Source organism: Rhizobium favelukesii, assembly GCF_000577275.2.
In the GTDB taxonomy this organism is placed as follows: domain Bacteria; phylum Pseudomonadota; class Alphaproteobacteria; order Rhizobiales; family Rhizobiaceae; genus Rhizobium; species Rhizobium favelukesii.
In genome coordinates this window covers 718,085-731,334 of the sequence record NZ_HG916854.1, presented here as the reverse complement: position 1 = coordinate 731,334, position 13,250 = coordinate 718,085, and the positions used below count along the sequence as shown (strand labels likewise).

11 protein-coding genes and 2 pseudogenes are annotated in these 13,250 nt (G+C 60.1%); 10 read left to right on the top strand and 3 right to left on the bottom strand.

Features of this window, described 5'->3' with window-relative positions; translation table 11 throughout:
* Positions 1-28: 28 nt before the first annotated feature.
* Both LPU83_RS63500 and LPU83_RS63495 read right to left on the bottom strand, forming a co-directional pair.
* Positions 29-859, bottom strand: coding sequence for an IclR family transcriptional regulator (locus LPU83_RS63500; protein WP_024315570.1), 831 nt, complete (start codon positions 857-859; stop codon positions 29-31).
* Positions 860-922: 63 nt separating this feature from the next.
* Entirely contained in the window at positions 923-2,254 is a 1,332-nt protein-coding gene (locus tag LPU83_RS63495; RefSeq protein ID WP_024315571.1) for an MmgE/PrpD family protein, read from the bottom strand.
* Positions 2,255-2,398: 144 nt separating this feature from the next.
* Between LPU83_RS63495 and LPU83_RS63490 the strand changes: the two genes are divergently transcribed.
* The 10 genes and pseudogenes from LPU83_RS63490 (at position 2,399) to LPU83_RS63445 (ending at position 12,401) form a co-directional block, all read left to right on the top strand.
* Positions 2,399-2,713, top strand: coding sequence for a (2Fe-2S)-binding protein (locus LPU83_RS63490; protein ID WP_024315572.1), 315 nt, complete (start codon positions 2,399-2,401; stop codon positions 2,711-2,713).
* A complete protein-coding gene (locus LPU83_RS63485; protein ID WP_040680831.1) occupies positions 2,710-4,095 on the top strand; it encodes an FAD/NAD(P)-dependent oxidoreductase in 1,386 nt (461 codons plus the stop codon). The genes LPU83_RS63490 and LPU83_RS63485 overlap by 4 nt, the downstream gene beginning before the upstream one ends.
* Positions 4,082-5,236: an NAD(P)/FAD-dependent oxidoreductase gene (locus tag LPU83_RS63480; protein WP_024315574.1), complete on the top strand. Its 1,155-nt coding sequence runs from the start codon at positions 4,082-4,084 to the stop codon at positions 5,234-5,236. The genes LPU83_RS63485 and LPU83_RS63480 overlap by 14 nt, the downstream gene beginning before the upstream one ends.
* 33 nt (positions 5,237-5,269) lie before the next feature.
* Positions 5,270-6,157 carry a substrate-binding periplasmic protein gene (locus LPU83_RS63475; RefSeq protein ID WP_024315575.1) on the top strand — a complete coding sequence of 296 codons (888 nt, stop codon included), beginning with the start codon at positions 5,270-5,272 and terminating at the stop codon, positions 6,155-6,157.
* Between the two features lie 55 nt (positions 6,158-6,212).
* A pseudogene (locus LPU83_RS63470) lies at positions 6,213-6,988 on the top strand (amino acid ABC transporter ATP-binding protein).
* Positions 6,985-7,632 carry an amino acid ABC transporter permease gene (locus LPU83_RS63465; protein ID WP_024315576.1) on the top strand — a complete coding sequence of 216 codons (648 nt, stop codon included), beginning with the start codon at positions 6,985-6,987 and terminating at the stop codon, positions 7,630-7,632. Before LPU83_RS63470 ends, LPU83_RS63465 begins: the two are co-directional and overlap by 4 nt.
* A 1-nt stretch (position 7,633) precedes the next feature.
* Positions 7,634-8,350, top strand: a complete 717-nt coding sequence (locus LPU83_RS63460; RefSeq protein WP_024315577.1) for an amino acid ABC transporter permease — start codon at positions 7,634-7,636, stop codon at positions 8,348-8,350.
* A gap of 31 nt (positions 8,351-8,381) precedes the next feature.
* Entirely contained in the window at positions 8,382-9,980 is a 1,599-nt protein-coding gene (locus LPU83_RS63455) for a dihydroxyacetone kinase subunit DhaK (RefSeq protein ID WP_231052439.1), read from the top strand.
* Positions 9,981-10,890: 910 nt separating this feature from the next.
* Positions 10,891-11,136, top strand: coding sequence for a hypothetical protein (locus tag LPU83_RS63450; protein WP_024315579.1), 246 nt, complete (start codon positions 10,891-10,893; stop codon positions 11,134-11,136).
* Positions 11,137-11,601: 465 nt separating this feature from the next.
* Positions 11,602-12,401: pseudogene (locus LPU83_RS63445) on the top strand (transglutaminase-like domain-containing protein).
* A 393-nt stretch (positions 12,402-12,794) separates the two neighbouring features.
* Here LPU83_RS63445 and LPU83_RS63440 read toward each other — a convergent pair.
* Positions 12,795-13,112: a hypothetical protein gene (locus LPU83_RS63440; RefSeq protein ID WP_024315580.1), complete on the bottom strand. Its 318-nt coding sequence runs from the start codon at positions 13,110-13,112 to the stop codon at positions 12,795-12,797.
* Positions 13,113-13,250 lie beyond the last annotated feature (138 nt).

The window sequence follows — 13,250 nt, the reverse complement described above, 5'->3', positions numbered from 1 at the left end:
CGACCGTGATGAATGCAAACAGGGTCTATCATCTCCGCGGCGAAACCATGGCCGCGGCAGCCGATCCCAAACGTGGCTCGTCAAGCGGATTAAGACTTTCCTCGATCTGGCGGACTTCACTCTGCAGCATGTTGACCAGGGTTGGGAGCCGCTCCTCCGTCAAGCGGGCGCTTGTTAGGTTGATGGCGATTGCCGCCACAGCGTCACGACCGGGTGGCAGGATCGGCACGGCGATCGCCGATATGCCGGCCACAAGTTCTCCGTGATCGATGGCGTAGCCGTTCTGTCTGACAGCCGCCAAAGCATCCTTGACCTTTCGTTCGGTCAGCGGTGCGTACTGTTTGTAAAGAGGCGCATTGGTCGCAACAATCACCGCTGCCTCCGCTGACGGCAGGAAGGCGAGGATCGCCTGGCTTGCAGGGCCGACGCCCATCGGGATCTGTCCCCCGATATGACCGGTCAAGCTGTCAATGATGTAAGAGCCCTGCTGACGATCGACGCAGACCGTGTTGAAGCCTGCACGTGCCATCAGAAATACGGAATCGCCGGTCGCCGCCGAAATCCGCATCAGGGCAGGGCGAGCGAGCACGCGCAATCCCGTCCCATCAGCCGCCGCAGCGCCCATGGCAAAGAGCGCGAGCCCCAGGCGATAGCGCTTCGTTTCGCGTTCGCGATCGACCAGACCGTGGCGCTCCAGCGCAGTAATGATGCGATGGGCGGTCGGCTGCTTCAGGCCAAGCACATCGCCAATCATCGCCATCGTCGCGCCGTGCTGTCCGATATCGCCGAGGAATTTCAAGATCGCGACCGCTCTGTCGAGCAGCTGTGTTCCTGTTGCCGCGACCTCGTCTCTTGCCATTTCAACCTCATCCGTCTGCCGGTTTGGCGGATTCGTATATCAAATGGCAGCTTTGTAGAATGACTATGAGGCGTTGCAAAGGGCGTCGAGGAGTGAAGTCGTTACCGTCCCGTCCATCAGTGCACTGACCGCATCGGAAATGGAGCGCGCCTGGAGAAAAGGCATGGGCAGCCGTGATGTCAGCGTGGCGAACTTCTCCCTAAGCTCTGCATCACTCATCGGATTGGCGGGCTCTCCCTTTGGGTAGGTGATCTCAAGCGCAGACATCTCGCCGCCTGCCGAGATACTGACTGTGGCAGGGGTCGTTGCTGGAAAAGCGCCGACATATCTTGGGCTAGCTTCCAGCCGAACCCGCGAAGCGAGTGCGATGACATCGGGGTCTGCGAGGTGGCGATCCTCGAGCGGCAACAACGCGGTTTGCCCGTGTAGAAGCGCCACGGCGATGCAGAAGGGAATGCTGTACTGCGCAGCCTCGTTCGAGGTGGGTATAACCTGGTTCGGCAGGGTGAGCGCTCTGTCGAATATTTCAACGACGATCCCCTCGATCGCGCGGGCGGGTAGCTTGCGCTCGTCCTGTAGAAGCACCGCTGCGTCGATCGCGGCATGCGCCCAGCGGCAGCAGCTATAGCGCTTGAAATACGCGTGTTCGACAGCCCATGCGTCTCCGAGCCCCGCAAGCAGCCGCGTCCTGTTGTAGACAGGTTCCTCGTCAAGCAGATCGAGCGGACCCCTATGGCCGGCGGCAGCGAGATATGCTGCCTGAATACCGTTTGCTGCCGCCCAGGGAATTCCTTCCTTTACCGTGTGGCCGACACGCGTCCAGCCCGTGGAAAATTGACCAGTCGCAGTCTGACCCGCGATCGCCATCGCATGCGCAATCGCCGGAAGAGGAAGCGCCATGAGCCAGCCGGCGGCGGCGGCCGCGCCATAACCGCACCAGAGGCCCGTGTCGGTTGTCCGCAGGCTATTGACGTCACGGGAGGCCGCGGCACGAACCGCAATCTCGTATCCAATGGCAATCGCCGTTAGCAACCGGCGACCCGAAACCACGTGGCAGCCGACAAGCGCGAGTACTGCTGGAACGATGGCAGCGGCCGGATGTCCGGCAGCAGCGCGGTGACCGTCGTCAAGGTCGAGGCTTGCCGCATAGGTGGCGTTGACGAAGGTGGCACCGGCTGGCGTGAGCAGCATGCTGGAGAACCAGATCGATGACGCCCCGGCGCCCCAGATGGCGCTCGCAGCTTTAAAGGAGGCGCGACCTCCAGGCGTGGCAGCACCACTGGCGGCGACCCCGATCGTGTCAAGAACCGTTCTGCGGGCGGCCTTTAAGGTCGTTTCGCCTACGGTTTCAATTGAGCCGCAAAAGGCGGCGAGCTCGGATATTGCGTTCGGCAAGGCGGACTTCCTTTCGATACTACCTCAGGTGGTTTCAAAGTTTCGAACAGCCGTGGCTAGAGATGGACAAGCGTGGATTCCATTCCCAATTGACATCCACATTATGGATTAATATGGTTGGGCTGACAATGGGGAGGAAGAGGCATGACCTTGGAAAAATGCCGAGAAAAAAGCTTCAAGAGGCTGTGCGCAATTGCTCCGCCCGTCATCGAACTCACTGTCGATGGCCAATCCGTCATGGCGCGCGCCGGCGAAACGGTACTTGTTGCGCTCAACACCGAGCTTGGGCATGTCCGCAACTTTGAGTTCCACCACGAACGCAGGGCTGGCTTCTGTTTCATGGGAGCCTGCCAAGATTGCTGGCTGTGGAAGACTTCGGGCGAACGTATCCGCGCGTGCACCAGCCTCGTTGAAGCGGGCATGTCGCTATCAACCGTCGCGCCGGAGGTAAGGGCATGAGCGGCGGGGATCCTATCGTCATCGTCGGTGCAGGCCCGGCAGGTGTAAGCGCTGCCCGCACCTTGGTAGCGGCCGGCCACAAGCCTGTTCTGATCGACGAAGGAGTGTTTCCAGGGGGCCAGATTTTCCGCCGTCCGCCGGCTCCGCTGCGGCGAAGTGACCGGGATCTCTACGGATTCGATGCTGGTCGCGCATGCAGGATGCGCGATCAGTTCGCAGCCATTTTGCCCTCGATTGCCTATCGCGCCGAGACCTTGATCTGGGGTGTCGAACCTGGGGTTCTTCACCTGGCCCGCAGAAACGAGGTGATGCGACAGCCATGGGGACGACTGATCGTTGCGACCGGCGCAATGGATCGAATCGTGCCAATCAACGGGTGGACGGCGCCAGGAGTCTTCACGCTGGGTGGGGCGCAGATCGCCCTGAAGGCCCAAGCCTCGACAATAGGCCACGACGTCATCTTTATGGGCAGCGGGCCGCTCCTTTACCTGGTGGCATACCAGTACGCGCGAGCCGGGGCACGGGTCGTGGCCGTCCTCGAATCCGGCAGGCCGTTGCGACAGGTGTCCGCCCTTCCAGGATTGATGGTCGGCGGACGGATCTTTGCCAAAGGCCTGTATTACATGGCCTGGCTTCGCACACACGGCGTTCCCATCAAAACAGACGTCCAACCACTCGAGATCCTCAAAGCCTCAGACGGTCGTGTCGCCGGCTTGCTCTATCGTCAGTCAAAGGCTGAGACCACCTTGTCCTGCGACGCGCTCGCCATTGGCTTTGGGCTGACGTCGGAAACACAACTTGCCGATCTACTCGGGGTCGATTTTCGCTTCGACGAACAGCACCGTCAGTGGCTTCCTGTCACAGACGGGGACGGGCGCAGTTCCGTTGACGGCGTTTATCTCGCCGGCGACGGGCTCGCGATCCGTGGCAGCGAAGTCGCGGCCATGACAGGTGAGCTTGCAGCCCTGGCAGTTTTGGCAGATGCCGGACGGGCGGATGCGTCGCGCGCCGCGCGATTACGCCGCGGTCTCGAGCGAATGGATCGTTTTCGACGGTCTCTCAATAAAGTCTTCCCGTTTCCCCAGCAGCTGGCGGCCGAACTTCCAAACGAGACCGTAATCTGCCGCTGCGAGGGGTTGACAGCTCATGCTTTGCGCGATGCCGTGGGAGCATCGGGAGAGTGCGACATCAATCGCATCAAGGCGTTCACGCGTCTAGGCATGGGTCGTTGCCAAGGGCGCATCTGTGGGCTGGTCGCTGCCGAACTGATCGCCGCCAAAGGATCCGTCCATGTCAGTCAGGCTGGCCGCTTGCGTGGACAGGCGCCGATTAAACCGCTCACGCTTACCACCCTTGCGGGAGGCGCCCGTGACGGTATTTGATTTGGCCATCATCGGCGGCGGACTTGCCGGCTGTTCGGCCGCGTTGCACGCGCGTCGGAAGGGAGCCTCCGTCGTTCTGCTCGAACGCGGGCGCTGCGGCGCGCAGTCCAGCGGCGTCAATTACGGAGGCGTACGCCAGCAAGGCCGTCACCCCGCTGAATTGCCGCTGGCCCAACGTAGCCGGAAAATTTGGGGAAGGCTCGCCGAACTTGTCGGAAGCGACTGCGAGTTTGCTGTCACGGGCCATCTCAAGCTTGCGCGGAGCGACCCTGATATGGCTGAGCTGGTCGCCCATCAAGAGATCGCCCGCCAGCATGGCCTGACGCTCGATGTTCTCGAGCGTGCGGACTTGCGCCGCCGCTACCCCTATCTCGGCGAAGGATTTGTCGGCGGCTCGCTTTGTGCCGAAGACGGTCAGGCCAATCCCCGGCTTGTCACGCCCGCTTTCGCGCGCACCGCAAAGCGTTTTGGCGCCGTGATCCGTGAGGGATGCACGATCGAGCGCGCAGCGGCCTCGCACACGGGTTTTGCACTCTTCATTGCTGGCGACACCACGCCCGTTCATGCGCGCCGGCTGGTCAACACCGCAGGCGCATGGGGGGCGCGCGTCGCAGAATGGTTCGGAGACACCGTGCGCGAAGATGTGATGGCGCCAAACATGTGTGTCACCGAACCGATAGCACCGCTAATCGGCCCGAACCTCGGCATCTGCGGCGGCGGCATGTATATCAGGCAGGCGAGGGGACACGGGAGCGTGATCTTCGGCTCAGGACTCGGCGTCGCCGATCGTGACACTCTGCGCGCCCGACCGCTTGCTGATGTCACGATGGATGCGGCAAAGGCAGCGATCGAGATGGTTCCAGCCCTCGCCAACGTCCTGTTGGTTCGCAGTTGGACCGGTATTGAGGGGCGCATGTCGGACGGACTGCCTGTGGTGGGATCAAGCCCGACCACATCCAACCTCTTTCACGCTTTCGGATTCTCCGGGCACGGGTTCCAGCTTGGGCCTGCGGTCGGCGCAGTGCTCGCGGAACTGTGTCTCGACGGCGGTTCTCCAACCTCACTCGAAGGCCTCTCCATGACCCGCTTCATCAGGCGGCCCACCAATCCGGCAGCACGTGCTGCTGCCGGTCAAACCTGATCAACCTCAAAACAAGGAAAGGGAACAACGATCATGCAGCCTTTAACGATGACCGGAATGACGGCTGGCGCCTTGGCACTCCTGGTGGCGCTCAGCGCCCCACCGGCGAGTGCGGCGGATAATGCTGCCTACAATCTTGTCGAACCAGGGATCCTGTCGGTCGCGATAACCGGTGACATGCCGGGACTTGTCGCCCGGGATGGCAAGCTCGTCGGATATGACGGTGAGATACTGCAAATCGCCGCCGATCGCCTTGGCCTTACCGTCAAGCCCGTCCCGATGGAATGGTCGGGGGCAATTGCAGCTGTCCAAACTGGCCGCGTCGATATCATTGGCGGCAACGTCGCCTGGACCGAGCAGCGGGCGAACACGCTCTCGCTCACCGACCCCACCGGCTACTTCCAGAACGGCATCACGTCGAAGACGGAGAACGGCTGGCATACGCTCACAAACCTCGAAGGCAAGACGGTCGGTTCAATGACCGGCTTTTCGTTTCTGCCGGAGTTGCGGCGCATCTCGGGTGTTGAACTGTCGCTCTATGACAGCTCGGATGCAGCATTGCGCGATCTTGTTGCAGGGCGCATTCAGGCCCTTGTCGGCGATCCACCCGTCATCGACTATGCGATTTCGAAGAACCCCGCCTGGGGCCTCGCCAATCTGCCTTTCACCGACAACAAGTCGGATTTCCCCCTGCTGACCGGCGTCGGCCGCCAGTACGTTTTCGGCCTCTCCAAGGAAAACAAGACACTTGCCGACGCAATCAGTGCAGAGATCCGCAAGCTCTGGACCGCCTGCGAGGTCAAGGCGATCGGCAGCAGATACGGCAACGTCAGCGCGGCGAATTATACACCTTCGGCGCAAAACTTCCGCGCTGGTGTCGATCGACCAGTCGACTGGAAACCGCCCGTCTGCAGCCAATAATCGGTCCCCTGCGACCGGCGCGCCGGTCGCATCTTTCTTTCACGTGGAGGCACCCATGCCTGGCGACATACTTTTGACTGTCGACAAGCTCAACAAATCCTATGGCCAGCTGGCTGTACTCAAAATGTTTCGTTTTCCCTTCGGCGCGGAGAGCGCATAGCCCTGATCGGTCCCAGCGGATCTGGGAAATCAACTTGCCTCAGGGCGATCAACTTTCTCGATCCTCCGACCAGTGGCGAGATCAGGATCGACGGTCGACTGATCGGTGAACAACCCAATGGCCGGCGGATGACCGATGCGGAACTGGCACCGCAGCGCGCTGACATAGGCATGGTGTTTCAACACTTCCACCTCTGGCCGCATCTGAATGTCAGGGCGAACGTTGCTCTTCAACCCAGGAAGGTGCGCGGCCTTCCGGCTGCCGCGGCAACAGAGCTCGCCGAGGAACTGCTCGCCAAGGTTCATCTCGGCCACAAGGCCGGCGAAATGCCCTCGCGGCTCTCTGGCGGGCAACAACAACGAGTCGCGATTGCCCGCGCACTCGCGCAACGTCCAAAGCTTCTGCTTTTCGACGAGCCTACGTCAGCACTTGACCCCGAACTTGTCTGGGAGGTGTTGAACGTCATCAAGGAACTCGCCAGCGAAGGGCGATCGATGGTGCTCGTCACCCATGAGATCGCCTTTGCACGCGAGGTCGCCGACCGGATCCTGTTTATGGACGCTGGTCGCATCGTTGAAGAGGGTCCGGCCCGCCAGATTCTCGATCGGCCTCAGGAGCCCAGGCTCAGGCAATTTCTGTCCAGTCTGTCCTCGCGGGGAGCGTGCTCATGAACGAGGTGTTGCTGAACAGAATAATCGACGCGCTGCTCACCGGAGCAATCGTCACTGTCGAAGTCAGCGTTGGTGCGCTTGCCGTGGCGCTCGTGATCGGTTTGACGCTTGCCACGATCGAGCACCTTACTGTCAATCGTGCAATCAGCTTCCTCATTCGATCCTATGTCGAGTCACTGAGAAACGTGCCTAGCCTGACATTCCTGTTCCTCCTCTATTTTGGGCTGGCGGCGGTCGGCGTGCGCCTGTCATCGATGACCGCCGCTGTCATAGGCCTCGGGCTGATCGGCGGCGCTGTCGTCATTGACATATTTAGGGCTGGCTTCCGATCGGTTCCGAAAGGACAGAACGAGGCTGCCGCAGCAATCGGCCTGAGGCCCCTGGCCGCCTTCCGCCTCGTCATTCTGCCCCAGGGCCTGCGCCTCGCACTGCCGCCGCTTGGCAATTACGCCGTCGGTCTCGTGAAGGACACGTCTCTTGTTGCCGCGATCGCCGCGCCCGAAGTGATGTTCAATGCGCGCCAGATCGTAAACGAGACTTTCGCGACCGCCTGGGTCTATGGCGCCGCAGCAGTTCTCTATCTCGCACTAACTTTCGTTGTTGGCCAGGCCTTCATCCTGGTCGAGCGTCGGCTGGAGTATTGATATGGGTTTCCTTCGGACAATCATCGCCAATCTCGTAGATTGGGGCCCGAGACTAGTCGACGCTTTGGGGGTGAGTCTTGCGCTGACATGTGCTGGATTCGGTCTCGCCTTCGCACTCGGGCTGGTGCTGCAATATCTCCGGTCGCGCCATTCTGTTGTCGTTCGCGCCGCTGCTGGAACCTATGTCATCGCGGCACGCGGCGTTCCTATCCTTGTCATTCTTTATCTGATCTACTTCGGCTTGCCGGGTACAGGCATCGTCCTGTCGGCCTTTGCTGCAGGATCTCTCGGACTGGCGCTCGTCTACGGCGCATATCTGTCCGAGGTGTTCAGAGCGGGTTTGAACGCGATCCCGCCAGGGCAGCGTGAGGCGGCGCTCGCCGCCGGGCTGACGCCCGCCCAGACGTTCCGTCTTATCCTGCTGCCCCAAGCGATCCGGCATATGCTCGCACCCTTGCTGATCAACCTTGTCTCGCTGCTGAAAGACAGTTCGATCTGCGCGCTGATTGCGGTGCCCGAGCTGACACTGACCTCGCGAGCGATCATGTCGGAGAGTTTTTTGCCGCTCCACGTGTTTGCGCTGACGGCGGGTCTGTATTTCGCAATGGCATGGCCGGCCTCGCTTGCCGTCAGGTTCGTCGAACGACGGCTTGCACGCGGTGTGAAGTCATCAAGACCCATCGCTGCGTCAAACGCACTGTTGGCGCAGCCCACCTGAGCACCTAAGGGAGACTCTATTGAAGAAGTTGATGAATAGCCCTTCGACCTACGTCGATGACAGCCTTTCGGGTTTGACATTTGCCTATCCCGACCTCGTTCGGGCGGGCAAGGCCGGCCGCACGATCGTCCGCCGTGGCGGCGCCAGGAACGGTAAGGTCGGAATCGTAACGGGCGGCGGCTCTGGCCATCTACCTTTGTTCTGCGGCTACGTCGGTCCGGGGCTGCTGGATGCCTGTGCGGTTGGTAACGTCTTTGAGGGGCCGACGTTGCAATCCTGCCTCGACGCTATCGATATGGCGGATGCAGGGGCCGGCGTTCTGCTTCTCTACGGCAATTATGGTGGCGATCGGATGAATTTCGACATGGCATCGAAGATGACCCGGGTGGAGCAGGTGCGCACTGTCCTTGGGATTGACGATATCGCGAGCGCGGGACCGCATGAGCGTCACAAGCGCCGTGGCGTGGCCGGACTTACCCTCGTCTTTAAGTCCGCAGGCGCCGCTGCGGAACGCGGAGCCCCGCTGGAGGAGGTCACACGGATCGCACAAAAGACCGTCGAGCGGACACATTCGATAGGCATTGCCTGGGCCGGATGCAGGCTGCCCTCCGCAGATGAACCGCTTGTCGATATCAGCGACGGTGACGTCGAATTGGGGATCGGCATTCACGGTGAACCAGGAATTTGGCGAAGACCAATGGCGCCAGTTGATGCGTTGGTCGCGGAGATGGTTGAGAGGCTCCTGGAAGACCGCTTGCCTGAAAGCGATGGCAACAAAGTCGTCTTGATGGTCAACAATCTCGGTGCCACGCCGGTAGACGAGCTCTTTATCGCCTATCGACGTGCTCACGAGGTGCTAACAGCAAACGACATCTCGATTGCGCGGTCGTTCGTCGGGTCTTTCGCCACATCGATGGAGATGGCCGGCATGTCGATTAGCGTCTGCTTCATCGATGATGAGATCGAACCTCTGTTTTCGGCCCGCCTGTTCACCATTCTGGAGCATTCAATGAGATCTCTAACCTACCAAGACGTGATCACCGCCGCAAACCGTAGTGCGATCGCGGCACGAGCGATGGAAGCCGAGCTCAACGCAGCCGACAGTCGCCTGGGTGATGGTGACACCGGCACGATGCTCGCACGCTTACTATCGACCATCGAAGCCGCTGACTTGGATAAGGAGAACCTTGGAGACACATTCGCAGCTATGGCCATGGCTGCGGCGGAGAGCACCGGTTCAAGTCTTGGAACCCTTATCAGTGCGGCGCTGTTTTCGATGAGCAGATCTTGCGGAAGTCGTTCGGAACTCCCGCTCGTCGAACTGTCGGCATTGCTGAAAACAGCCAGGGACGAGATGCTGTCACTTGGTCGTTCGCAGCTGGGTGACAAAACAATCATCGACGGTTTGCATGCGGTAGCGATGGCTATCGAAGGGCGGACCACGCAGGACGAGCTTGCGCTGGCTGCAGATGAAGCGGCCAAACACGCAATCCGAGAGTTCAAAGGAAAGCCCTGCAGGGTCGGCCGCGCCCGCATCTGGACCGAGCAGAGCACGAAGCTTGATGATCCAGGCATGGTAGCTCTGGCAGGCATAGTGCGAGCGATTGGGACACCACACTCGGACCCGTGACCGCCTCCTGAAATGCCTATTGTGTACAAGTGAACGAAACGTCGGCCGACGCCGAAACCATTTTAGTGTCGCACGAGCGGACGACACAGGGATCGGTGTCGAGGATTAAGGCCGAACGACATAGGACATAAAGCGAGCGCGAGCCAAGCCCTTGCATCAACTCGCCATCCATCGCGTCAAAAGCTTATTGCCCCGCCAGACGGGGACGCGCATTGTCTTGGCGGCTTTCAAACGCCGGATTTCGGTTTGGCCGTATTCGCTCCCGTGAGGGAAATGCCGCTTGAGCGCCATATAGTTCTTCTTGTTGCACCGCTCGCACTTAAAGCGAGAAGGGGCCCGATCCAGCGTGGTCTTTCCGGGAAGCTCCAGACGTCCTTGGCCAGGTAGCGGTCACCCGGCAAGAGTTACAGGTGACGACCAACAGCTGGCCTGCTCGTCGGAGTTTCCGTTCATCTGATTGAAGGCCACGATGATCTTGTGAATCTTCATGGCATCTATGACGCTCGCGACCTCGGATTAGCTTCGAACACGAAAAACAGAGCACTCGGACCATCGGAATGGCCGGCTGCTGACGCTGTCGAGGTTTGCGTTGAAGTCGGGTCCGACGAGAGCCCCCGATCACAACTTGATCGGATCGAATTGGCCCTGGCAATAGCGTTGGGCGAGCCGGCATTGCCCGAATGGGCGAGGTTCGGCGTGAGGCTTGCGCCGATCAGCAAAAAGCACCAGCGACAGGAAGTGCGCGGAACTGAGGCGTTCTCAGCTGGATGAAACTGCACAAATCTGTGCTTTGGCGCACGAAGCCATTGGCCCCGTCAAGACAATAGGGACACACTTCTTTGCCTGTGCTATCCTCATCCTCCTCATATGCGCGCATTCGGTTGTATTGCGAGCGCATTGGATCATGAACATGGTTGAATTCGACTATACGACTGGAGCCGGACTTTACGCTGGCAAGAAGCTCCGTGGTGTCAGTGCTCCCCGTTACAGGCGGTTTGAAACCGCAGCAGAAGCCCTACGCTTCGCCATCGAGCAAATGCCAATACGACAACTGCGCGGGTCTGTGCTGGAAGTGGACGAGGCGCGTTTCGACGATAGGCAGATCCGCATGCTTTATGACGATCCCGGCTATCCGCTGAGGCGCCGGGGCGAATGACCAGAAGCCGTGGCGGCCGTGCGCTGTGAAACCTCAGGGAAGAATGCAAAGAGGCAGGTGGCTTTCGGTTAGCGTCGGCTGACGTGCCCTTTGCGACAGTTCGAACAGACACTTTGACTTGCAGTCTGGATCTCATTCCGCAACCGGGTCGCGTCGGCTGGATTCACGCGTTTTTGAAACCTGCGTCGTGTCGATCGACACCGCCACTAAGTCGTCCGAGCCGCGTGTCGAAATTGGGGATCCGCCTTGATTATCAGCGCAGATTCCCCTCGTTGAGATAGACACGCATGCCCTCAGCTTTCCCTTCACCTAAGATGTCACCGAAGCCGTTAACTTAAAGCAGGACCCGTTGGCGGCAAGTCGATTTCGACAGCATGAACGTGCAAACACCGGTGAGCGGAACGGCTCCCCATATCCGTGCGTTCACTATCTTGATGATCGCTCATGCCAAAGGACCAGTGCCACATGAAGATTCGCGCAGGCTTTCATCTGGGCTACGAATGCGAACACGAAACGCCGATGCTTCTTGTGCTCAACATCCATCCCTCCCGACGCGTCGATCTTCTGACTGAACAGGTTTTAAGTTTCGACCGTACCATCGAAGCGTGGGGCTATAACGATGTTTTCGGCAATGCATGCAGCAGAATCGTTGCGCCTCCTGGTATGACGACTATCTCCACGTCGTTTGAAATCTATGACAGCGGTTTTCCCGATCCTGTTCCCGAAGACGCGATCCAGCACGATATCAACGATCTGCCCGACGACGTGCTCGTCTACCTACTCGGCAGCCGCTATTGCGATACCGATCGCCTTGCGGATTTCGCCTGGAAGACATTTTCCGACACGCCGCTCGGCTGGCCGCGCGTGCAGGCGATTCTCGATTTCACGCATAACCGGATTGCCTTCGACTATATGAAGGCTGACCCGCTCAGAACGGCCTTCGGCGGGTTCACGGACCGGACCGGTGTCTGCCGCGACTTCGCCCACCTCGCCATCGCACTGTGCCGCTGCATGAACATTCCGGCGCGCTACTGCACAGGGTATCTGGGCGACATAGGTGTGTCGAAAGATCCTAATCCAATGGATTTCAGTGCATGGTTCGAAGCGGACGATGGTATACGGTCGATGCTCGCCACAACAGGCCCCGCATCGGACGAATCCTGATGGCCACGGGGCGTGATGCAACGGACGTGGCATTGTCGACGGCGTTCGGCCCTGCAATCCTGAAACGCTTCGAAATCATCACGGATGAAATCTCTACCTGAACGATCCAACGAGGGTGATCAACCCTGAACGCGGGGGCCGTCTGCGTGAGCAACACAGGCTGGATTTCCCTCACGGATGGCTGGAGGCCCCAATGATTTCCGTGCAGCTGACGCCGCAGGTGATATGATCTTTCATGACATATTCTCTGAAGGACCTGGTTGTTGTGTGCCGGTAAGTGGCCGCCGACCGGCAGATCATTTTCTGCGCAGGAGCGTCTGATTGATGGGTCACCGGGAGCCCGCCGGAGGGGCGCGAAAGGCTGTTGGAGCTGACCGAGGATCTGGGCAACCATCGTTTCCACCAAGATCGGATCCAGGCGTCACCAGGCTGTAGCGCTGAGCCTGCCGTTCCGGTCCCGCCTGCGCTCTCGCCGAGGCGGATTGCGGCGGATCTCAGTCTTTCCCGTCGGCTCCTTCGGCGGCGATCTTTTTGCTAAGGTTGTCCCGCGCCACCTCGAGCTCTTCCATAGTCGGAAGCTCGTCGCGCGGCGAGGCATTTTCCTCTACTTCGATGCCGTCAGGCGCTAGCGGTGGCGATTGTTCATCGCCGCCCGCAGCATTGAGTGTTTTAGTATCCAGTGCGGCGCGCGCCGCGGAAGCCTGCGCGACCAGTTCCTGGGCCGAGGGGCTTGCCGCGGGGCGCTTCTCATTGGCGCTGAGATGCGCCCTGTTGGCGGACGAGGCCGGATTGGCGATATTGTCCCTGGTCATGTTCACTCCCTGTTACTCGAACCGTGCCGCGATCCATCAGCCAGCGTCGGCATTCCGCAAAGTGCGGGAGAGACCTGCGTAAGGTGGCGGCTTGAGGTTTCAGCTAGTTTGCCGTGCAGGGAGGGGAGGGGACTGAAC

Excerpts from the sequence above, each read along its gene's own strand:
- LPU83_RS63500 (WP_024315570.1), bottom strand. The coding sequence starts at position 859 with ATGGCAAGAGACGAGGTCGCGGCAACAGGAACACAGCTGCTCGACAGA.
- LPU83_RS63490 (WP_024315572.1), top strand. The coding sequence starts at position 2,399 with ATGACCTTGGAAAAATGCCGAGAAAAAAGCTTCAAGAGGCTGTGCGCA.
- LPU83_RS63460 (WP_024315577.1), top strand. The coding sequence starts at position 7,634 with ATGGGTTTCCTTCGGACAATCATCGCCAATCTCGTAGATTGGGGCCCG.
- LPU83_RS63440 (WP_024315580.1), bottom strand. The coding sequence starts at position 13,112 with ATGACCAGGGACAATATCGCCAATCCGGCCTCGTCCGCCAACAGGGCG.
- LPU83_RS63475 (WP_024315575.1), top strand. The coding sequence starts at position 5,270 with ATGCAGCCTTTAACGATGACCGGAATGACGGCTGGCGCCTTGGCACTC.
- LPU83_RS63465 (WP_024315576.1), top strand. The coding sequence starts at position 6,985 with ATGAACGAGGTGTTGCTGAACAGAATAATCGACGCGCTGCTCACCGGA.
- LPU83_RS63455 (WP_231052439.1), top strand. The coding sequence starts at position 8,382 with ATGAATAGCCCTTCGACCTACGTCGATGACAGCCTTTCGGGTTTGACA.
- LPU83_RS63450 (WP_024315579.1), top strand. The coding sequence starts at position 10,891 with ATGGTTGAATTCGACTATACGACTGGAGCCGGACTTTACGCTGGCAAG.
- LPU83_RS63485 (WP_040680831.1), top strand. The coding sequence starts at position 2,710 with ATGAGCGGCGGGGATCCTATCGTCATCGTCGGTGCAGGCCCGGCAGGT.